The organism is Roseobacter sp. HKCC-CH-9208, from assembly GCF_037805125.1.
Lineage (GTDB): Bacteria > Pseudomonadota > Alphaproteobacteria > Rhodobacterales > Rhodobacteraceae > M30B80.
In genome coordinates, this window is sequence record NZ_JBBLYK010000001.1 from 1,373,668 (window position 1) to 1,393,545 (window position 19,878).

Below are 19,878 nucleotides of genomic sequence, written 5' to 3' on the forward strand. Positions count from 1 at the left end.
GACAAGTTTTCTGTAAATTGCCCTTGGAGCGGCTTGAAAAAGGGCTAGGTTGCTGAGCGGTTACCTTTAACCGAGGGAGAGAGAACCATGAAAAAATCTGCAATCATCGCAGCAGTCGCAGGACTATGCGCTGCAACGTCCGCCTTCGCGGATGGCCATGGCGCATCGGGTGATGCGGCTGCAGGTGAGCGTGTCTTCAATCAATGTGTCGCCTGCCACGTGGTGGCAAACGATGCAGGTGAAACTCTGGCAGGCCGCAATGGCCGCACAGGCCCAAATCTTTACGGCGTTGCAGGTCGTCCTGCGGCTTCGGTCGAAGATTTCCGTTATTCTCCATCTATCACCGCGGCAGGTGAAGCAGGGGTTGTTTGGACGGAAGAGGCGTTTGTGGCCTATGTGCAAGACCCGACCGCCTTTTTGAAAGAAGCAACCGGTGACAACCGCGCACGCAGCGCTATGGCGTTCCGTGCCCGTGGTGAAGAAGACGCGAAAAACGTCTATGCATATCTCGCAAGCCTTGCGGCGCAGTAACCGCATCGTTTTGTGACGGCATTGAGAAGGGCAGATATTGATCTGCCCTTTTTCATTTTTTGCGAAGCGATTGCACGAAGTCGGCGATCGCAGCAACCGCCTCGGCGGGATGTGATTCAGGCAAAAGATGCCCTGCATCCGAAATCACCTTCAGGGCGCCCTGCGGCACCATTCCTTGGGCGCGCTGCGCGACCTCTAGTGGAACTGCTTGATCCTTGGTGCCATGCAGGAACAGGATCGGCGCAGTGATCTGGGGAAGGCTGCGGTGCAGCATCTCTAAATCCCACTGCGCCATCATTGCTAAAGTTGCCTCGATATGCGCGCGTTTGCGCATCAATTCGCGATAATGGCCCAAGGTTTCTGCGTTAGGTTCCGAGCCTGTTGTTTGCAAAATCGCAATCAGCCTGCGGTCACTCATCCCTGAGCCTAAGAAAAGCCCCGTGAGTGGGTTCATCGCCATCATTTTTGCCATGATCGGAAAGAGCCAACCCGCAGCACCAGAGAAATTCTCAAGCGCCCCGTTGATCGCCACGACCCCTTGTGCAGTATCAGGCGCAAGCAGCATCAGTTGCAAGGCAATCGCGGCCCCCGCAGAATGGCCAATAATCACCTCAGGCGTGATGCCTTGGCCCTGCAAAAGCCGCAAAACGTCTTGCGCCATCAAGGACAGGGATGACCGACTGCGGGTGCCAGCACGGCTAAAGCCCTGACCTGGCAGATCAAAGGCAATGACGCGATGAGTTTGTGCCAAAAGTGGCATCATGGCCCGCCAAGAATGCGTAGATGCGCCTGCACCATGGATCAAAACCAGATCAGGGCCTGTGCCCATAATCTGCACATGCCACCGATGCGGATGTGACGCGATGATTTGGCTATGGGCGCGCCACGGCCAGTTGCTTGGAATATCCGCAAGCCCGCTCATGCGCTTGGCAGTGCCGCCTCGACAGCGGCGCTGAGGGATTTGGCATCTGCGCGCGGAAGCGGCACATAGGCCGCGCCCATCACCTTGGCCAGATCATCCAGCCCTCGCGTTGGGCGTTGCCCCGTGTCGATGACAATCGCGGGAACACCGCGACCGCGCAGGGCCTTTGCCATACTGTTTGCATCTTCACCCGCCTGCGCGCGATTTACGCTGCCATCAAGACTGACATTCGCGCGCCCATCCGTCAGAACCGCAATGGACGGCGTCATTCCCTTTCCACTTGTGAGAACCGCCAGATCAAGGGCCGATTTCAGCCCTGCGGCAAGCGGTGTGCCGCCCCCACCTGGTAGGTCTTGCAAGCGGCGTTTGGTCTGCACGAGGGATCGCGTGGGGTTTAGCAAAATATCCGCGCCTGCGCCGCGAAACGCAACCAAGGCCACATGATCGCGCCGCGCATAGGCCTCTGCCAACATCAACTCAATCGCCCCCTTGGCCTCGGCCATGCGGGACATCGCGCTAGAGCCAGACGCATCCACCACAAAGATAATCACCCTGTCAGAGCTTTGTTCAAACTGCTTTACGCGGATGTCACTTTTGCGGATATGCAGGCCGCGCGGCTTGGGCGCTGTCGTCTGGGCGCGCAGCCCTTGCCATGGGGCAGCGGAGCGCAAGGTTGCCATTAAATCAATCCGCGCGCCGCCCCCCAATTCGCCACTGCGCGAGGCAACGGGACGGCCACGGTGATTGCCCTTCTTGCGGTTGCCCGTTCCTGCGCTGCCTTTGCTTTGCCGTGCGGCGCGCTGTGCTGCCAATCGTGCCAAGAGGTCGGGCGGAAGCATGGCCTTTGCCGCCTCGATCAACGCCTCAAAGGGGGGAAGATCCTCCCCCTCCTTTTGCCGATCTTCGGGGTCAGATGGGCTTTGTTGCGCCTCGGGTTCTTGTGGTTGTGGGGGAGGCGATTGTTCAGGTGGGGCTGTTTCGGGGATTTGCGTGGCGCGTGGGGCAAGGGCCAATTCCACAGCCAGTTGCAAATCCGCCTGTTCGACCTGATCCGACCCGATCAAGGCCGCCGAATGGCGGGCAAGGCGCAGTGCGTGCTGAACGGCGCGCAAAGATGTGACGCCAAGCGCCTCAGCCACCAAGCAGAGATCACGATAATCGTCAGGCGCATGTCGCACATGGGGTAAGCGCGCACGCGCCTCGGCCAAAGCTGTGCCGTCAAATTCCATTTCCTGCGCCGCCGATTGTGGAATGGCATCAAGCTGCAGATGCAGTCCGAGGCGATCACTGAGGCTATGCCTCAACCCTTCGCCTTCTTCGGCGGCTTCATCTAGGGCAATAATCGACAAGCCCGTCTCAGCATCCAACGCTCCCGCCAATCGTGCCAAAAGCGCGGATTCGGCACGTTCGGCCATTGTTAGGATTACTGTGCCGCCCTTGTTGAGAAGTCCCTCTGTTTGAATAGGGCGCCCAGTTACCAAAGTTGCGCTTAGGTCTAACCCCCCAAACAGGGCCTCATCACTGATATTTGGGTGAAGGCGCGGAAAAAAATCAGTTTCTAACGCGGTGTTTAGAGCCTGAATAATCCGATCCCGAACGGGGCCAACGCGGGCCCGAAGCCAAATACCCCCAAGGGGTGCGGGGTCAATCGCAAACAGGGCGATGGCCAGATTGAAACTGGCCCATCTGTCCTGTGCTGTTGTCATGGCAGCACAGCCTCGACTGTGCGCATCACGCGTGTGGTTGAGCCTGCCTCATCGAGCGGGTCGCGGCGCAAGCGGTGGGACAGCGCCATGGGTGCAACAGCCCGCAAATGGGCGCGTGTGATTTCGGAGGATCCCTCAAACGCGGCTTGCGCGCGGGCGGCGCGCAACAGGGTTAATTCGCCGCGCAACCCGTCTGACCCAAGTTCAAGGCACAAGGCGGCGCAATCCTTTAAGATCTCATCACTTGTGCGGATTTTTGACAGGCGTTTGCGCGCGGCAATGATGGATTTGCGGATAGCCTCATCCGATTTCGTCCATGATCTCACAAATTTTGCACGATCTTGATCAAAGGCATCGCGGCGCTTGATGACCTCAATGCGTATATCGATATCCTTTGGGCTTTTCACTTCGACTGAAAGGCCGAAACGATCCAAAAGTTGGGGCCGCAATTCACCTTCTTCTGGGTTGCCCGAACCCACCAAAACAAATCGGGCAGGGTGGCGGATTGAGAGGCCCTCTCGCTCGACCAGATTTTCGCCAGACTGCGCCACATCCAACAAAAGATCGACCAAGTGATCTTCGAGCAGGTTGACCTCGTCAATATAGAGATAGCCGCGATTGGCCCGCGCAAGAAGCCCTGCTTCAAAGGCCTTTTCACCTTTGGCGAGCGCCTTTTCGATATCCAAGGCCCCGACCACACGATCCTCTGTTGCGCCAAGCGGCAGGTCGACCACGGGTGTGGGTTTTTCGACCACCTCGCGATCCGCAACATTGGCCCAATCAGGTATGTCTGCCTCACTGGCAGAATTCACAGGGCACCCCTTTATCGCCGCAATCGGAGGCAGCAAAGCGGCCAAGCCCCGCACAGCGGTTGATTTCCCCGTGCCGCGATCCCCGAAAACCAAAACGCCGCCAATACCCGCATCAATAGCGGTCAAAAGCATGGCTTGTTTCATCGTATCTTGGCCTACGATGGCAGAAAAAGGAAAAGCGTGGCTCATATAATGGGCCTTTCATAGGTCGGGATACGGGATTGCAGGGGACAGCCGCCCTCCCACGTGCCTTCGATATTTTTTAGGGCAAAGCGGGCGTAGAGTTCTTCTTTGAACCATGCGCCATCGCGCACAGCTTTTATGGCGCGGGCATGCGGGCCGTCATGGCGTGCAAAACGCGCCATGGTTTGCGTGTCTGGCCAAATTGAAAACGTGACCTGATGCAGCAGAGGCACTTCGCCAACGCCGATCTTGAACAGAACGTTAGGATCATCGCCAATGACCTGCGAAATATCGGGGACGCGCCGCCAAAAGCGCAGCGCATTGAGGGGCTTTACTGTGGCGCGGGTCAACGCCGCAATCGGGCCGTTTTTTGGCTCAGCATCGGTGATAAACGGCGCTTGCCCATCCCATTCCCCCCGCGCTGTGCTGGGGGTGAGATACAGGGTGCAATCTTCGACTGCATGTGCGCGATAGCGGCGGAAGGTTGGACTTTTTGCAATCTGAGATTGTGCGGTCACATGGTCGGGCCAAGTGGCAAGAATGGCATAAACCGAAACATTCGGAATGGGCGTAAATCCCTCACCCGTGCCTGAGCCAAGCAATTTGAAAAAGCCGATCCCTGCCTCACGACGCAAGGCGAATCGTGCCGTTGCCATTTGGGCAAAGGCCCACATCCGTGCGGAGACGGTTCCAAATCGAAATAAGCTTAGCGTTACAGATTGCATGGTCGATCTTTTTATCTGTCAACTAATAGTGACAGATTTAGCCAATAAAGGAAAGGGAGCAATATATTTCAATGATTTCTTTTGTTTATTGGGGTGCTTCTATTCGTGATCAGCTTTAACTGTGAATTCGTGTTGTAAATTAAACTAGACAGTTTACGATAGGGCCTATGATGGATGACCACCGAGTGCATAGCGATCCTCAATCAGGCTTTGCCCCAAATGCGGGCGATGCTCGCCCTCATGCGATTGTGATTGGTGCGGGGTTGGGTGGATTGGCCTCGGCTATGCGGTTGGGGGCGAAGGGCTATCGCGTCACGGTCATTGATAAATTGGATATGGCGGGGGGGCGTGGTTCTGCGCTCTATCAGAACGGGCATCGCTTTGACCTCGGCCCGACCATTGTCACAGTGCCGCAAGTGTTTCGGGAATTATGGGCGGCCTGCGGGCGCGATTTCGATCAGGATGTTGATCTGCGCCCGATTGAGCCATTTTACGAAATCCGTTGGCCAGACGGGTCACATTTTACCGCCAGCCAAAACACCGATGCGATGCGCGCCGAAGTGGCGCGCCTCTCGCCGCAAGATGCCAAGGGCTATGAGCGGTTCTTGCAGGATAGCGCCGCGCGCTATTGGTTTGGGTTCGAAGATCTCGGCCGCCGTTCCATGCACAAGCTATGGGATTTGATCAAGGTTTTGCCGAAATTCGGCATGCTGCGCGCGGATCGCTCGGTTTATGCGCATGCGGCAAAGCGGTTTAAGGATGAACGACTGCGGATGGCGTTTAGCTTCCATCCGCTCTTTATCGGGGGGGATCCGTTTAACGTGACCTCGATGTATATCTTGGTCAGCCATCTCGAGAAAGAATTCGGTGTCCATTATGCGATGGGCGGTGTCGCCGCGATTGCTAAGGCCATGGCCCGCGTTGTTCAGGATCAAGGCGGCGCGCTTCGCTTTCATCACGTTGTGGATGAAATCACCTTTCACGATAACCGCGCCACTGGTGTGCGCCTTGCCACGTGCGAGACTGTTGCGGCGGATATTGTCGTCTCAAACGCGGATGCGGGTCATACGTATAAGCATTTGATGCGCAATCGCCCCCGCCGCCGTTGGACGGATGGAAAATTAACCCGCGCGCGTTGGTCGATGGGTCTTTTTGTGTGGTATTTCGGAACACGGGGCACGCGCAACAAATGGGCGGATGTGGGTCATCATACGATCCTCAACGGCCCGCGGTATCGTGGTTTGGTCAAAGATATCTTTATCAAAGGCAAACTTAGCGAAGATATGAGCCTTTATGTTCATCGCCCCTCGGTGACTGATCCAAGCTGCGCGCCAGAGGGGGATGATACGTTCTACGCCCTTTCACCTGTGCCGCATCTGGGGTTTGATGATCCTGTGGATTGGGCCAAGATGGGCGAAGCCTATCGCCAAAAGGTGCAGCAGGTTTTGGAAGATCAACTTTTGCCTGATTTGGGCGCGCATCTTTCCGCCTCCGAGGTGCTGACCCCAGCAGATTTTGAAAGTCGCTATCTTTCCCCCAACGGATCTGGCTTCTCAATCGAGCCGCGTATCCTGCAAAGCGCTTATTTTCGTCCCCATAACGTGTCGGAGGAGGCGGAGGGTCTCTATCTCGTTGGGGCAGGCACGCATCCTGGGGCGGGTTTGCCTGGGGTCATTTCATCGGCTGAAGTGTTGGCAAAACTGGTGCCAGATGCGGTTTCCGTCTCATCTGGCCATGAGATAAAGATGGCCGCAGAATGATTGACGATCAGGATCTTGCCTATTGCCGCGGGGCAATTGCCGAAGGGTCACATTCCTTCGATATTGCATCGCGCATCTTGCCGCGCACTGTGCGCGATCCTGCGCTGGCACTTTATGCTTTCTGTCGCATTTCCGATGATGCAGTGGATTTCAGTCAGAACAAGGCACATGCCGTTCTTGATCTTAGTAATCGGTTGGATCGTATCTATCGTGGGCGGCCTGTCGACTGTCCCGCTGATCGTGCCTTTGCTGCGGTGGTGCAGGATTTCGAAATGCCCCGCGCCTTGCCCGAAGCCCTGCTTGAGGGCCTCGCATGGGATGCGACCGAGCGGCGCTATGACACGCTTTCAGATTTGCGTGGTTACTCGGCACGGGTTGCCTCGGCTGTCGGGGCGATGATGTGCGTGTTGATGGGGGTGCGTTCGGGCGATGCATTGGCGCGCGCCTGTGATTTGGGCGTCGCCATGCAATTAACCAATATCGCCCGCGATGTGGGCGAAGATGCCCGCGCGGGGCGCGTTTATTTGCCCCTAGATTGGCTTGAGGAAGAAGGTGTTAACCTTGATCGCTTTCTCTCCGATCCGCGTATTTCGCCTGCCCTTCGGCGGATCAATCGCAGGCTCTTGGCTGAGGCGCGCAGGCTTTATGAACGCTCCGAGGCGGGTGTGTCCCAACTGCCCTTGATCAGCCGTGCGGGGATTTTGGCGGCGCGGCACTGCTATGATGCGATTGGCGCTGCTGTGGCGCGGCGCGGGTATGATGGTGTCACGCAACGCGCTTTCACAACGGCGCGACAAAAATTTGGGTTGCTCAGCTATTCAGCGATTCAGGCCGCAATCATCACTTTGGCGCCGCGCAGCCCGATGCTTTATGCCCCCCCTTTGGAAGAAACCCGATTTTTGGTCGATGCCGCCGCCAAGCGGCAACCAGATCGCACAGGATGGAGTGATCAGGTCATATCCGTTCTGACGCAATTAGAGGCGCAAGATCGCGGGCGCATACTGGAACCGAACCCATAACGCACTAACTGACCCGTCATGGATTGGTCTGTTTTCATATTATTTTTTGCCGCCTGCGCTGCTGCTGCGGCCACGGGGTCGATGTTTCCCCCAGGCGCGTGGTATCGGGATTTACGAAAGCCATTTTTCACGCCGCCGAATTGGCTCTTTCCCGTTGCTTGGACAGTGCTTTATATCGCCTCCGCCTATGCAGCGGCGCGCGTGGCATTGGTGGCGGAGAATGGCCATGCGATGGGATTTTGGGCGCTGCAAATCGCGCTGAACACGCTATGGAGCCCCGTTTTCTTTGGCTTGCGCCGCATTCGCGCGGGTATGGTCATCCTCGGCGCGCTGTGGGTTGCGGTTTGTGGCACAATTATCAGTTTCTGGGCGCTTGATCCGGTCGCGGGCGTATTGATTGCGCCCTACCTGCTTTGGGTCACTATTGCAGGCGCTTTGAATTTTGAGGTTTGGCGGTTGAACCCTGAGGTTGCCAAAGGATCGGCATAAAAAAACGCGCCCCGCGGGGCGCGCTTTTTTGTCGTGTTCCGAACAGCTTAGCTGAGCTTACGCTCGACTTCTTCCCGTTCGAAAATCTCGATCACATCGCCTTTGCGGATGTCATCGTAATTCTCAAAGGCCATGCCGCATTCCTGACCCGATTGCACTTCTTTGACTTCGTCTTTAAAGCGCTTCAGCGTTTTCAGCGTGCCTTCATGGATCACGACATCATCGCGCAACAGGCGCACACCCGCCGAGCGGCGCGCGACACCTTCGGTGACCAGACAGCCCGCAACCGAGCCAACACCAGAGACGCGGAACACCTCTTTGATCTGGGCATAGCCGATGAAGTTTTCACGAATTTCAGCACCAAGCAGACCCGAGGCTGCCGCCTTCACATCATCCACAAGGTCATAGATCACGCTGTAATAGCGGATTTCCACTCCCTTTTGGTTGGCGGAATTGCGCGCAGGGGCATTGGCACGGACGTTAAAGCCCATGACAGGCGCACCCGAAGCCTCGGCCAAGCCGATATCGGATTCTGTGATCGCGCCCACCCCGTAATGCAGAACGCGCACGCGCACTTCGTCATTGCCAATTTTTTCCATCGCCTGAACGATGGCTTCGGCCGAACCTTGAACGTCAGCTTTGACCACGATGGGCAATTCTTTGACGTTTTCATCCGCCTTGGCCTTCGCCAAAAGCTGATCCAAGGTTGTTGCAGCACCTGCTGCGGCGCGTTTGTCTTTGGCAACTTGGATGCGGTAATCCGCAATCTCGCGGGCTTGTGCTTCGGTTTGCACCACGTTCAAAACGTCACCCGCTTCGGGTGCGCCGTTCAGGCCCAGAACCTCAACGGGAACGGATGGCCCCGCTTCTTTAACGCGCTCGCCCTGATCGTTGATCAGCGCGCGGACTTTACCCCATTGCTCGCCCACAACGAAGATATCGCCTTGTTTCAGCGTGCCGCGTTGCACCAGAACAGTCGCAACAGGGCCACGGCCCACATCCAACTGCGCCTCGATGACGGCCCCTTCGGCTGCGCGGTCAGGGTTCGCCTTCAGGTCAAGCAATTCGGACTGAAGTGCGATGGATTCAAGCAATTGATCCAAACCTTGGCCAGTGGCGGCGGAAACTTCAACATCCTGCACCTCACCTGACATCTTCTCAACGATCACCTCATGTTGAAGCAAATCGGTGCGCACTTTGTCAGGATTGGCTGCGGGTTTGTCGATTTTGTTAATCGCCACGATCATCGGCACTTTGGCCGCCTTGGCGTGGTTAATCGCTTCGATGGTCTGCGGCATCACCGCGTCATCGGCGGCAACCACAAGCACCACGATATCCGTGACATTCGCCCCACGCGCCCGCATGGACGTAAAGGCCGCGTGACCCGGCGTATCAAGGAAGGTCAAAAGCGCGCCGCTTTCGGTGCGCACCTGATAGGCCCCGATATGCTGCGTGATCCCGCCTGCTTCGCCAGAGACGACATTTGCCTTGCGAATGCGGTCAAGCAACGAAGTCTTGCCGTGGTCAACATGGCCCATGATGGTGATGACGGGTGGCCGTGGTTGCAGCTCGGTTGGGCTGTCCTCTTCGACCTTGATCACATCTTCCACATCCGCGTCAGATACACGCTGCACGCGGTGACCGAATTCGCTGACGATCAATTCCGCCGTATCGGCATCGATGGATTGGTTCTGCGTGACCATCATGCCCATTTGCATCAGCGATTTAACCACATCGGCCACGCGCTCGGCCATGCGGTTGGCCAATTCGGAAACCACGATGGTTTCTGGAATTTGCACATCGCGAACGATTTTTTCGCGGTCACCTTGGGATGCCATCGCCTTTTGGCGCTGACGCTCCTGCTTGCGTTTCATGGCAGCAAGGCTGCGCTGACGCCCGCCTTCGCCATCAGAGAAAACCTGATTGACACTCAGCTTGCCAGAACGGCGGCCATCATTGTCGCGATCACCCTTCGAGACGCGCTCGCGCTTGTCGTCCCGATCCGTATCGCGGCGCGCAGGCGCTGCGGCCGATTTCGCGCGGGCAGCCGCGACCGCAGGATCAGGCAGATCTGCGGGGGATGTCACCACGGGGGCACTGTCCGCTTTACGGGACTTTGTGGCCTTTGATTCCTCAAGGCGGCGGCGCTCTTCTTCTTCCTTGGCGCGGATGGCCTCTTCGCGTTCACGCTCCTCGCGTTCGCGGGCTTCGGCCTCGGCGCGGCGGCGTAGACGCTCTTCTTCGCGTTCTTGCTCTTCGCGCTGGCGCTGTTCTTCTTCTTCGGCCTCACGGGACTTGGCGGCCATTACGGCCTTCATACGGCGTTCGAGTTCTGGATTGGCGGAAGCGTTGCCCCCCTCCATATCACCCGTGCCATCGTCTTTGCCGCCTGCACCCGATTTGGGAACCATCACGCGCTTGCGCTTGGTCTCCACAACAACCGTTTTCGTGCGTCCACGCGAAAAGCTCTGGTTCACGCGCCCGCTGCGGGCGCCGCCAGATAGTCCGAGTGGTTTTTTTCCGTCTTGATCGCTCATGCGTCTTTCTTGTCCTTCCCAACGGTCTTGCCGTTGTTCAAGCTGGTTTTGGGCCTCAGCCCTTGCAGCTTTGCTGCTTCCTCTACAACACGATCGCCGAGTCCGCCAGTCGCCAGCGCGCCATGTATCACAGTTTCTCGCCCGAATGCCAAACCTAATTCAAAAGCGGTCAGGCAATCGAAGTAACGCGCGCCCTCAGGCGTCCAAAGCTTGGACTTGCCTCGTTCAGACCCGTCCGATGCTTGCAGCAGTACCCGCACAGGGCGCGTGGCAAGCCAATCTTTGACCTTTTCGAACCCTGCAACGGCATCGCCAGATTTGCGTGCCAAGGCAATCAAATCGCCAATGCGCCGCGCAAGCAGGGTTTCAAGCGTGCCCACCAAATCATCTGGCACAGTCACCTGCGCTTTGGCTGAGCGGGAGAAGAGGTTTTTCTTGACCGCCAATTCCACCGCCGCGCGATCAGCGCTGCACCATATGCCTCGACCTGGTAGGCGTTCAAGGATATCGGGCGTCACCACATTCTCAGGACTGACCACAAAACGCAACAGCCCCGCCTTTGGCGCTGTGTCGCCTGTTGCGATACAGCGCCGCTCGGACGTGTCTTTGGTTTTGGTGGCACCGCCACGGGACATGGTTTTGGCTCCTGAAATCGGGCTTACTCTTCTTCTTCGCCTGCGTCTTCTTGGTCAGATGCAAGGTCTTCTTCGGTCACCCAACCCAAGGCCAAACGGGCGGACATGACCATATTCTGGGCTTCTTCGAGGCTAACATCGAATTTCTCAAGCACGCCTTCATCTTTGACGCGCTCGCCGTTTACGGTTGTCCAACCGCCTGCCAATTCCCAATCAGCACAGGTTGCGAAGTCTTCCAGCGTTTTGACCCCATCTTGGCCAAGCGCCTCAAGCATCTGTGGCGTTAGCCCCTCGAAATCGATCAAGCTTTGCTCGACACCAAGCGCCTTGGCGCTTTCGAGGGCTTTGCGATTTTGCTCTTCGATATAGTCACGCGCACGGGCCTGAAGCTCGTCTGCGGTTGCTTCATCGACACCATCAATGCCAAGCAATTCTTCTTGCTCGACATAGGCAACCTCTTCCAAAGAGGTGAAGCCTTCGGATACCAGAAGTTGGGCAAAGAATTCGTCCAAATCCAATGTGTCCATGAACAGCTTGGTGCGTTCGGCGAATTCGGCCTGACGGCGCGCGCTTTCTTCTTCTTCGGTGAGTATGTCGATATCAAGGCCTGTCAACTGGCTTGCCAAACGCACGTTTTGACCACGGCGCCCGATGGCAAGTGACAGCTGTTCGTCAGGAACAACAACTTCGATTTTCCCTGCATCTTCGTCCAAAACCACCTTGGTCACTTCGGCAGGTTGCAGCGCGTTCACAAGGAAGGTTGGGGCGTCCTCATTCCATGGAATGATGTCAATTTTTTCGCCCTGCAACTCGTTCACCACAGCCTGCACTCGGCTGCCGCGCATACCCACACAAGCACCAACGGGATCAATCGAGTTATCATAGGAAATCACCGCGATCTTCGCGCGAGAGCCTGGGTCACGGGCAACGGCCTTGATCTCGATGATGCCATCGTAAATTTCAGGCACTTCCATCTTAAACAATTCCGCCATGAATTCGGGCGCGGTGCGGCTGAGGAAGACCTGAGGGCCGCGCGCCTCGCGGCGGACATCTTTGATATAGCAGCGGATGCGCTCATTGGGGCGATAGCTTTCGCGCCCAATTTTTTCATTACGGCGCAAAACGGCCTCGCCACGGCCAATATCGATAATCACATTGCCATATTCTTCGCGCTTTACGACACCGTTAATGATTGTGCCTGCGCGGTCTTTGAATTCTTCATATTGGCGATCACGCTCAGCTTCGCGCACTTTTTGCAGGATCACCTGCTTGGCGCTTTGCGCGGCGATACGGCCCATTTCAACAGGGGGCACTTCGTCAATGATCTCGTCACCGATTTCTGCATCCGCCTTATAGGCACGCGCATCGCGCAGTGTCATTTCAACGAAATGGTTTTCGATTTCCTCAACCACAGTGCGGACACGGGTAAATGTCGCGCGGCCTGTCTTGCGATCAATCGAAACGCGGATATCCAGTTCCGAGCCGTAACGCGATTTCGCGGCGCGGGCGAGGCTTTCTTCCATTGCCACGATGACCAGATCGGGGTCGATCATCTTTTCGCGGGCAACGGCCTCTGCTGTTTGCAACAGCTCAAGTTGGTTTGCTGATGTAATAGCCATGGATTTTCAGTCCTCCGCCTCTTCGGGCTCTTGCGTGATTTCATCAAATTGGGTTTCGTCAATGACCCCCGAGGCTTTGCGCTGGCGCAGCATCTCGGCAATCAAGTCATCGGTCAGAACGAGCTTCGCATCTGAAAGCCAATCAAAATTGAGGCCAAGGGTGACTGTCTCGCCACCTTGCTCAACATTGATAAGCACTTCATCGTTTTCGATCCCGGCCAAAACACCCTTAAAGCGTTTACGGCCATCGATCATTTCGCTTGTTTCAAGTTTGGCTTCATAGCCCTGCCAGATATCGAAATCCTTCAACCGCGTCAGCGGCCGGTCGATACCGGGGCTAGAAACTTCGAGGTTATAGGCCCCCTCAATCGGGTCTTCGACATCAAGGCTTGCCGAAATCGCCGTTGAGATATCGGCGCAATCATCCACATTGATCCCGCCATCGGGGCGGTCTGCCATCACCTGCAGGGTTTTTGTCTCGCCGCCCATCAGGCGCACGCGCACCAATTCAAACCCCATATCTTCGATGACAGGGGTAATGATCTCAGCCATGCGGCGATCAATGCTCGATTTTGCGATCAGGTTGGACATAAGACCTATGGACATAAAAAAACGGGCCACAGGGCCCGCGGAAGCATCTAGGGTGGAGCGTGGAGTTTGGACCGCCAAGCACCTGTTGAGCTGTCATATAGAGAGAATCGGGGGTTATAGCAAGCTGCCATCTTGCGCTTTCGGGCGCGGCGTGGCCATTTGCACAACATGAACGCGAAAACCGAAATCACAATTTGCCCAAAAACGGCCCAAGATGATGCGGCACTTGTATCCCTTTTGCTGCCTGTGTTTCGGGCGGGTGATACATATACAGTCGACCCTGACATATCCGAGGCTGATGCCTTGGCCTTTTGGACGGCCCCCGAAAAGTCCGTGTTCATAGCGGAACAGGGGGGTGAGGTCGTTGGCACCTATTACATCCGTCCCAATCAGGCGGGCGGCGGCGCCCATATCTGCAATTGTGGCTATATCACTGCTGCAGCGGCGCAGGGGCGCGGGATTGCGCGCGCGATGTTGGCGCATTCGCTCCAGACTGCCCGCGCCGAAGGTTATCGCGGGATGCAGTATAACTTTGTCGTCTCCGAAAACAGGCGCGCGGTTGCGACATGGCAAAAGGCAGGTTTCGAGATTGTGGGCCGTTTGCCACAAGCCTTTGATCATCCAAGCAAAGGCTTGGTGGACGCCCTTGTGATGTTCAAATCTCTTGTAGATTAGCCCTTGCGATACCGTGCCATAAATGTAGCCACCACCTCATCTGCCGCTTCGGACACTTCTTGATGGGTGGCTTCGCTGCTGACACATAAAAGACGGCGCAGCATTAGATCACCACGGCACAGCTTCATGAACAAATCCGCCGCCTTCATCGGGTCATCTATATCCAGCATGTTGCCCACCTTTGGCGTGCTGAGATAGCCCGCGACATGGGACATGGCCGTTGAAGGGCCTGTTTCATAGAAAGCACGCCCCAATTCGGGGAACCTTTGGGCCTCAGCCACGCAGACACGGAAGATCGAGACACCTTCGTCCGACATCAGGAATTCAAGCATCGAATAGGCCAAATGGTGCAAGGCATCGCGCACATCGCGCTGCAGAAATTCGATATCCATTTGCGCGCGGCGTTGCAGGTCGCATTCTTGGTTCAGAACCGCCATAAACAACGCCTGCTTGTCGGGGAAATACGAATAAAGCGTGGCTTTGGACACGCCCGCTTGGCGCGCGATCACATCGACACTTGCCCCTTCGAACCCTTGGCTTAGGAAAATATTACGCGCGCCATCAATGACTTGATCGAATTTTCGACCTTTGCGTGTCTGTGCTTGCATGTTCATGGCGCATACTCCCTAACCCCATTGTAAACCGATCAGTTCAGTTTTTGCAAGCCCTGCCGCGATCTATTGGCCCCAATCCGCCGATTGCATCTCGCGCAGGCGGCTAGCGGTGCGTTCAAATTCGAAACTGCCCGTGCCCTCGGCGTAAAGATGTTCTGGCACATCATCGGCAGATAGGATCACGCGGATACCTGCCTCGTAAAGCGCATCAATGAGGGTGACAAAGCGTTTTGCCTCGTTGAAATTGTCGATGCCAAGACGCGGGACGTTTTCCAACATCAGCAATTTCACCGCCCCAGTGAGCGCCAAATAATCACCCGCGCCTAAAGGTTTGCCGCACAGCTCCCAGAAATCGGCGCGGGCCATGCCCGCCCAATAATGCGGGATGATGACATGGCGGCCTTTGATCTCTAAATCGAGGGGTTCTTCCTGCCCATGGGTCAGATCGTGCCAAATCTTATCAAGGCTTTGGCGCGTGGCGGCGGTGATGGGTGTGAAATAAGTGGTTTCGCCTGACAATCTGTCTTGGCGGTAATCGGTGGGTGATTGCATTTCAATCACCTCTAATTCTTGCTCTAAAAGCGTGATGAACGGCACAAATAGCTGTCGGTTCAACCCGTCCTTATACAAATCTTTTGGGGGGCGATTGGAGGTGGTGACGATGCTCACCCCTGCCTTGAACAATGCCTCAAAGAGGCGGCCTACAATCATGGCATCGGTGATATCGGTGATTTGCATCTCGTCAAAACACAGCAGGCGCAGGTCTTTTGAAATCGCCTCGGCCACGGGTTTCAACGCATCATCTGTGCCTGTTTTACGCGCCTCGTGCAGGGCTGATTGGATTTCTTGCATAAAGGCGTGAAAATGGACGCGGCGTTTCCCGTTAATCGCCGTGTGCGCAAAGAACAAATCCATAATCATGGATTTCCCGCGCCCAACCCCGCCCCAGACATAAAATCCGCGACTATGTTGGCCAGATTGTGGTTTTTCCAAAAAGAAACGTGCAAGAAGCCCTGATTTTGGTCGCGCCTCAAGCGTTTCGCGCAAGGATTCAAACCGATGCAAAACCTCGCGTTGGGCGGGGTCTGCGCGCAATAAGCCTTCGCTGACGCGGGTGTCGTATATGGCGGTTAAATGTTGCGACATAAGCGCCTCATAGGACATCTCTGGCCCCTCTGGCCAGAGGGATTGCATGCGCGATCAGCATTGACGCTCTTGGGTTTGCGGCGCAATCTCTGTCGCAGCATGACAGGCCTGCGGCCTTTGACAGGACAAATGAAGATGCAGCGCAATTCGATTTTCACCCCCGTCCTTATCGGGGGCTGTTTTATCATTATGATCAGCTTTGCCATTCGGGCAAGTTTTGGGGTTTTTCAAATTCCCATAGCGGACGAATTTGGTTGGCTGCGCGCCGAATTTTCTTTGGCCATTGCCATTCAAAGCCTTGCTTGGGGCGTGGGGCAGCCGATTTTTGGCGCGATTGCCGAGAAATTTGGGGATCGCAAAGCCATTATCATTGGCGCTTTGATGTATGCGGCGGGTTTGGTGTTTTCGGCTTATGCAATCACGCCCGGCGCGCATCAGCTTTTGGAAATTCTTGTGGGCTTTGGCGTTGCGGGCACGGGCTTTGGCGTGATCTTGGCGATTGTGGGCCGCACCGCATCGGATGAGCATCGCTCACTCGCGCTTGGGATTGCGACTGCGGCGGGCTCTGCAGGTCAGGTCTTTGGTGCGCCTGTGGCAGAGGCGCTGTTGGCCGTGATGCCATGGCAAAGCGTCTTTTTGATCTTTGCAGCGGCAATTTTGGCCGCGCTTTTGTTCCTTCCCATGCTGCGCGCGCCCGTGCCCCTATCCAAGGCAGAACTTGAAGAAAGCATGAGCGTGATTTTGGGCAAAGCATTTCGCGATCCCTCTTTCAGTCTGATTTTTATCGGCTTCTTTTCCTGTGGGTATCAGCTTGCCTTTGTCACCGCGCATTTTCCCGCCTTTGTGACTGAACTTTGCGGCCCAATCGAGCCTGGGTCTTTCCTACATTCTTTGGGCATCACGACCACATCTGCGCTTGGGGCTGTGTCGATCTCGCTGATTGGCTTGGCCAACATTGGTGGCACGATTTTGGCGGGCTATTTGGGCAAACGCTATTCTAAGAAATACCTGCTTGCGGGCATCTATTTTGGCCGCACCATTATTGCGGCGGCGTTCATTTTAATGCCGATCACGCCCCTGACGGTAATTGTGTTTTCGGTCACGATGGGCGCGTTGTGGTTAGCCACAGTGCCGCTGACCTCAGGACTTGTGGGGTATATTTATGGGCTGCGCTATATGGGCACGCTTTATGGTATCGTGTTCTTTAGCCATCAATTGGGCAGCTTCATCGGGGTTTGGCTTGGCGGTTGGATGTATGACCTGCATGGCACCTACACCACGGTTTGGTGGGTGGGTGTTGGCGTGGGGCTTCTTTCGGCCATCGTCCATTTGCCCGTGAAAGAAAGCCCCCTGCGCGAGCGGGCGCTGGCCGCCTAACCTTTCACCGCGTCACGGATATAGGCGGCGGTCATGAGGTCAAGATGTGCGCCGCCGCCGTTTTTGAACAGCGTGATTTCTGTGTCATTGCCCCGCGCAAAGACGCCAGAGGCGATGTCGTAATAATCGGCCACAACATCATCTGCTGTGATCACCCCCGCCGCGATGGGGCGTTTCAATTCGCCAATATGCTCAATCGTGGTGGCACGGCTGTCGACAAAGATGCGCGCCTTTTTGAGCGCAGCATCATCCGCCTCGCGCATATCGGGGCGATAGGCCCCGATGAGGTCAATATGCTGTCCCGCCTTCAGCCATTCACCCTGCAAGATGGGCTCTGTCACCATGGTTGCACAGGTGACAATATCGGCCTGCTGCACGGCATCCGCTAGGCTTTCGGCGACATCCGTATTGGGGAAATCACGGGCAAGGGCCTCGGCCCGCGCTATATTGCGGTTCCAGATCAAGAAGCGCGCCTCAGGAAACCCCGCGCCATAAGCCGCGCGCAACGAGCGACCAACTGTGCCTGCGCCAACGATCAAAATGGTTTTACTCTCGGGTCGCGCCAGTTTCATCGCGGCGAATAGGCTATCGCCTGCGGTCTTATATTTGGTCAAAAGATGGAAATCGACCAAAGCCTCAAGAAGGCCATTCTTATCGCTGTAAAGCGCCGCACCGCCATTCACAGCGGGCAAATTTTGCGCGGCGTTCTCAGGAAAGATTGTGGCTGATTTCACCAAGAGGCCAAGCCCGTTAATCCATGCGGCACGATTGAGCAACGTGTCCTTGCCGCGATAGAGAAAACTATCCGAAATTTCCGCACTCGGTAGCATATGCCCCGCTTCCAACACCGCGCCAAGTTTGAGCCAATCAAGCTTGGCTTCGGCGTCAGGCCCGATGATTTGGAAGGGGGCTTGTGTCATAGTCCTGCTTCATCCTTGGTTAGAAGGCCATGGTCGACCAAGACTTCGGCCCATCCGTGCGGCGCTGTAAACAGATGCGCATTCCATCCGCGGGCCTCGGCCGCGGTGATGTTGTCAGGGCGGTCATCTGCAAACAAAAGCGCTTCTGGTGCGATTTTGCAATGATCCTCGACCATTTGATAAATGGTTGGGTTGGGTTTGATCACCCCCATATGGCCAGAGACATAGGCGTGGTCGAATTCGTTCAAAAAATCGAAATGCTCTTGCGCGTAGGCAAAGCTTTCGATCCCGAAATTGGTCAATGCGAAGACGGGCACATTCTTGGAACGTAGGCGGCGCAAGAGCATCACGGAATGATCAATCACAGGGTTTGCCAATTCCAACCAGTGATCATGCCACATCCGAATTTCCGCGCGAAACTCAGGATAGGCTTCTGCCGTTTCATAAATGATATCGCGGAACCCTTCACCTAAATCCACGCGGTCATTCATACCTTGCAAATCCACAGTGGCAAACATCTCGCGGCGGCGCGCTTCCCCGATGGTGCGGTCGTAGAACCGCTCGGGCTGCCATTCAATCAGCACATTGCCGATGTCAAAAATCACCGCTTCAATCTTGGGCATGATCAAACCTTTCGCGATCAAGGCAGGCTTAGGCCCGCCATTTGAGACAGCCATCCGATCACAAGCGACACAGTGAGGATGGAAATGGCGGTCGACATAAGAATCGAGGCAGACACCCGTTGCGGGGCCACGTTGTAATGCTGCGCCAGCATATAGATATTTCCTGCCACAGGCAGCGAGGAGGCCGCGATCATCACCGCAGCTGCATAGGGATCAACCTCGAAAATTATAAGCGCACCAATGGCAATAGCGGCAGGGTGTAAGATCAGCTTGGCGAATGACAGCCAAAGCGCGACCGAAGCCCGCTCGGTTGATTTGCCTGCCAATGACGCCCCAATTGTGAAGAGCGCACATGGGGTCGCCGCCGCGCCCAATAGTGTCATGAATTCATCCACAGGTGCAGGAAGGCTTAGCCCCGCGGCAGAGACGGATAGCCCCGCGACCATCGACACAATCATCGGATTTTTTACCAACCCAATCGCGATTGAGCGGAAAATTGTTAGGCTCATGCGGCCATCACGGCTTGCCGTGATAATGATCACGATCAAGCTTGAGAAAACGATCAAATCAGTGGCCAAGATCATCAAGACAGGCCCCGCTGCCGCAGGCCCCATCAAAACTACCAACATCGGCACGCCCAAGAACCCTGTATTCCCGATCACGGCACATTGCGCTTCAATCGCAGCTTCCGAAGCGGGCCGCTTTCGGATCAAGGCAACGACAGTCGCAAGCGCATAAATCGCAAAACATCCAAACAGATAGGCCCCGATGAAATTCCAATCGAAAATATCGCCAAGCGATAAGGTCGAGGCAAAGCGAAACAACATGGCCGATAGCGCGAAGTAAAACACGAATTTTGTCAGATAGGCAGTCGCGCTTTGCGTGAAAAACCCACGATACGCGGCGAGGAAACCCACACCGATCAGCGCAAAAAATGGAAGTGTTTTGAGGAATATCGCGAGCATGAAATAGGGCTAGGCCAGAGTGCAGGCGC

At 56.0% G+C, this 19,878-nt stretch carries 19 protein-coding genes; 6 read left to right on the forward strand and 13 right to left on the reverse strand.

Features of this window, described 5'->3' with window-relative positions; translation table 11 throughout:
• The first annotated feature begins 87 nt into the window (after positions 1–87).
• A complete protein-coding gene (locus AAC621_RS06870; RefSeq protein ID WP_340253584.1) occupies positions 88–531 on the forward strand; it encodes a c-type cytochrome in 444 nt (147 codons plus the stop codon).
• A gap of 52 nt (positions 532–583) precedes the next feature.
• Here the strand turns inward: AAC621_RS06870 and bchO are convergent, their stop codons facing one another.
• The 4 genes from bchO to crtA are packed head-to-tail and all read right to left on the reverse strand — an operon-like array spanning position 584 to position 4,879.
• Complete coding sequence (bchO, locus tag AAC621_RS06875) at positions 584–1,453, reverse strand: alpha/beta fold hydrolase BchO (protein ID WP_340253587.1); 870 nt, start codon at positions 1,451–1,453, stop codon at positions 584–586.
• Positions 1,450–3,159 carry a magnesium chelatase subunit D gene (locus tag AAC621_RS06880; RefSeq protein WP_340253590.1) on the reverse strand — a complete coding sequence of 570 codons (1,710 nt, stop codon included), beginning with the start codon at positions 3,157–3,159 and terminating at the stop codon, positions 1,450–1,452. The genes bchO and AAC621_RS06880 overlap by 4 nt, the downstream gene beginning before the upstream one ends.
• Entirely contained in the window at positions 3,156–4,160 is a 1,005-nt protein-coding gene (gene bchI / locus AAC621_RS06885) for a magnesium chelatase ATPase subunit I (protein ID WP_340253593.1), read from the reverse strand. The genes AAC621_RS06880 and bchI overlap by 4 nt, the downstream gene beginning before the upstream one ends.
• Positions 4,157–4,879, reverse strand: coding sequence for a spheroidene monooxygenase (gene crtA / locus AAC621_RS06890; RefSeq protein ID WP_340253596.1), 723 nt, complete (start codon positions 4,877–4,879; stop codon positions 4,157–4,159). Before crtA ends, bchI begins: the two co-directional genes overlap by 4 nt.
• Positions 4,880–5,049: 170 nt before the next feature.
• Here crtA and AAC621_RS06895 point away from each other — a divergent pair, with 170 nt between their 5' ends.
• The 3 genes from AAC621_RS06895 to tspO are packed head-to-tail and all read left to right on the forward strand — an operon-like array spanning position 5,050 to position 8,147.
• The gene (locus AAC621_RS06895; RefSeq protein ID WP_340253599.1) at positions 5,050–6,639 is read left to right on the forward strand and encodes a phytoene desaturase; all 1,590 of its coding nucleotides are present in this window, start codon (positions 5,050–5,052) and stop codon (positions 6,637–6,639) included.
• Complete coding sequence (crtB, locus tag AAC621_RS06900) at positions 6,636–7,658, forward strand: 15-cis-phytoene synthase (RefSeq protein ID WP_340253602.1); 1,023 nt, start codon at positions 6,636–6,638, stop codon at positions 7,656–7,658. The genes AAC621_RS06895 and crtB overlap by 4 nt, the downstream gene beginning before the upstream one ends.
• A gap of 18 nt (positions 7,659–7,676) precedes the next feature.
• Positions 7,677–8,147: a tryptophan-rich sensory protein TspO gene (tspO, locus tag AAC621_RS06905; protein WP_340253605.1), complete on the forward strand. Its 471-nt coding sequence runs from the start codon at positions 7,677–7,679 to the stop codon at positions 8,145–8,147.
• A gap of 47 nt (positions 8,148–8,194) precedes the next feature.
• On the opposite strand, the gene infB is transcribed toward tspO, so the two are convergent.
• From infB to rimP, 4 genes are read right to left on the reverse strand one after another with little or no spacing between them, the layout of a single operon-like run.
• Positions 8,195–10,684, reverse strand: a complete 2,490-nt coding sequence (infB, locus tag AAC621_RS06910; RefSeq protein ID WP_340253608.1) for a translation initiation factor IF-2 — start codon at positions 10,682–10,684, stop codon at positions 8,195–8,197.
• A complete protein-coding gene (locus AAC621_RS06915) occupies positions 10,681–11,319 on the reverse strand; it encodes an RNA-binding protein (RefSeq protein ID WP_317657129.1) in 639 nt (212 codons plus the stop codon). The genes infB and AAC621_RS06915 overlap by 4 nt, the downstream gene beginning before the upstream one ends.
• Before the next feature lie 23 nt (positions 11,320–11,342).
• On the reverse strand, positions 11,343–12,938 hold the full coding sequence (gene nusA / locus AAC621_RS06920) for a transcription termination factor NusA (protein ID WP_340253612.1): 1,596 nt from the start codon (positions 12,936–12,938) through the stop codon (positions 11,343–11,345).
• A 6-nt stretch (positions 12,939–12,944) separates the two neighbouring features.
• Complete coding sequence (gene rimP, locus AAC621_RS06925; RefSeq protein WP_340243892.1) at positions 12,945–13,529, reverse strand: ribosome maturation factor RimP; 585 nt, start codon at positions 13,527–13,529, stop codon at positions 12,945–12,947.
• Positions 13,530–13,697: 168 nt separating this feature from the next.
• Here rimP and AAC621_RS06930 point away from each other — a divergent pair, with 168 nt between their 5' ends.
• Positions 13,698–14,204 carry a GNAT family N-acetyltransferase gene (locus AAC621_RS06930; protein WP_340253615.1) on the forward strand — a complete coding sequence of 169 codons (507 nt, stop codon included), beginning with the start codon at positions 13,698–13,700 and terminating at the stop codon, positions 14,202–14,204.
• Here AAC621_RS06930 and AAC621_RS06935 read toward each other — a convergent pair.
• Together AAC621_RS06935 and zapE are read right to left on the reverse strand one after the other, a co-directional pair.
• The gene (locus AAC621_RS06935; protein WP_340253618.1) at positions 14,201–14,818 is read right to left on the reverse strand and encodes a TetR/AcrR family transcriptional regulator; all 618 of its coding nucleotides are present in this window, start codon (positions 14,816–14,818) and stop codon (positions 14,201–14,203) included. The two genes, AAC621_RS06930 and AAC621_RS06935, sit on opposite strands and share 4 nt — an antisense overlap.
• A 63-nt stretch (positions 14,819–14,881) precedes the next feature.
• On the reverse strand, positions 14,882–16,012 hold the full coding sequence (gene zapE / locus AAC621_RS06940; RefSeq protein ID WP_445322495.1) for a cell division protein ZapE: 1,131 nt from the start codon (positions 16,010–16,012) through the stop codon (positions 14,882–14,884).
• Between the two features lie 81 nt (positions 16,013–16,093).
• On the opposite strand from zapE, the gene AAC621_RS06945 reads away from it, so the two are divergent.
• The gene (locus AAC621_RS06945) at positions 16,094–17,341 is read left to right on the forward strand and encodes an MFS transporter (protein WP_445322515.1); all 1,248 of its coding nucleotides are present in this window, start codon (positions 16,094–16,096) and stop codon (positions 17,339–17,341) included.
• Here AAC621_RS06945 and AAC621_RS06950 read toward each other — a convergent pair.
• The 3 genes from AAC621_RS06950 to AAC621_RS06960 are packed head-to-tail and all read right to left on the reverse strand — an operon-like array spanning position 17,338 to position 19,849.
• Positions 17,338–18,261, reverse strand: coding sequence for an ornithine cyclodeaminase family protein (locus AAC621_RS06950; RefSeq protein WP_340253624.1), 924 nt, complete (start codon positions 18,259–18,261; stop codon positions 17,338–17,340). The genes AAC621_RS06945 and AAC621_RS06950 overlap by 4 nt on opposite strands.
• Entirely contained in the window at positions 18,258–18,884 is a 627-nt protein-coding gene (locus tag AAC621_RS06955) for an HAD family hydrolase (protein ID WP_340253627.1), read from the reverse strand. Before AAC621_RS06955 ends, AAC621_RS06950 begins: the two co-directional genes overlap by 4 nt.
• Before the next feature lie 17 nt (positions 18,885–18,901).
• Positions 18,902–19,849, reverse strand: coding sequence for an AEC family transporter (locus tag AAC621_RS06960; protein WP_340253630.1), 948 nt, complete (start codon positions 19,847–19,849; stop codon positions 18,902–18,904).
• Positions 19,850–19,878 lie beyond the last annotated feature (29 nt).

What these genes read in the sequence shown, in the direction of transcription:
- AAC621_RS06880 (WP_340253590.1), bottom strand. Translation starts at nt 3,159, where the DNA reads ATGACAACAGCACAGGACAGATGGGCCAGTTTCAATCTGGCCATCGCC.
- rimP (WP_340243892.1), bottom strand. Translation starts at nt 13,529, where the DNA reads ATGTCCAACCTGATCGCAAAATCGAGCATTGATCGCCGCATGGCTGAG.
- AAC621_RS06870 (WP_340253584.1), top strand. Translation starts at nt 88, where the DNA reads ATGAAAAAATCTGCAATCATCGCAGCAGTCGCAGGACTATGCGCTGCA.
- infB (WP_340253608.1), bottom strand. Translation starts at nt 10,684, where the DNA reads ATGAGCGATCAAGACGGAAAAAAACCACTCGGACTATCTGGCGGCGCC.
- AAC621_RS06895 (WP_340253599.1), top strand. Translation starts at nt 5,050, where the DNA reads ATGGATGACCACCGAGTGCATAGCGATCCTCAATCAGGCTTTGCCCCA.
- AAC621_RS06930 (WP_340253615.1), top strand. Translation starts at nt 13,698, where the DNA reads ATGAACGCGAAAACCGAAATCACAATTTGCCCAAAAACGGCCCAAGAT.
- AAC621_RS06960 (WP_340253630.1), bottom strand. Translation starts at nt 19,849, where the DNA reads ATGCTCGCGATATTCCTCAAAACACTTCCATTTTTTGCGCTGATCGGT.
- tspO (WP_340253605.1), top strand. Translation starts at nt 7,677, where the DNA reads ATGGATTGGTCTGTTTTCATATTATTTTTTGCCGCCTGCGCTGCTGCT.
- AAC621_RS06950 (WP_340253624.1), bottom strand. Translation starts at nt 18,261, where the DNA reads ATGACACAAGCCCCCTTCCAAATCATCGGGCCTGACGCCGAAGCCAAG.
- zapE (WP_445322495.1), bottom strand. Translation starts at nt 16,012, where the DNA reads ATGCAATCCCTCTGGCCAGAGGGGCCAGAGATGTCCTATGAGGCGCTT.
- nusA (WP_340253612.1), bottom strand. Translation starts at nt 12,938, where the DNA reads ATGGCTATTACATCAGCAAACCAACTTGAGCTGTTGCAAACAGCAGAG.
- crtA (WP_340253596.1), bottom strand. Translation starts at nt 4,879, where the DNA reads ATGCAATCTGTAACGCTAAGCTTATTTCGATTTGGAACCGTCTCCGCA.
- AAC621_RS06935 (WP_340253618.1), bottom strand. Translation starts at nt 14,818, where the DNA reads ATGAACATGCAAGCACAGACACGCAAAGGTCGAAAATTCGATCAAGTC.
- AAC621_RS06945 (WP_445322515.1), top strand. Translation starts at nt 16,094, where the DNA reads ATGAAGATGCAGCGCAATTCGATTTTCACCCCCGTCCTTATCGGGGGC.
- crtB (WP_340253602.1), top strand. Translation starts at nt 6,636, where the DNA reads ATGATTGACGATCAGGATCTTGCCTATTGCCGCGGGGCAATTGCCGAA.
- bchI (WP_340253593.1), bottom strand. Translation starts at nt 4,160, where the DNA reads ATGAGCCACGCTTTTCCTTTTTCTGCCATCGTAGGCCAAGATACGATG.
- AAC621_RS06955 (WP_340253627.1), bottom strand. Translation starts at nt 18,884, where the DNA reads ATGCCCAAGATTGAAGCGGTGATTTTTGACATCGGCAATGTGCTGATT.
- bchO (WP_340253587.1), bottom strand. Translation starts at nt 1,453, where the DNA reads ATGAGCGGGCTTGCGGATATTCCAAGCAACTGGCCGTGGCGCGCCCAT.
- AAC621_RS06915 (WP_317657129.1), bottom strand. Translation starts at nt 11,319, where the DNA reads ATGTCCCGTGGCGGTGCCACCAAAACCAAAGACACGTCCGAGCGGCGC.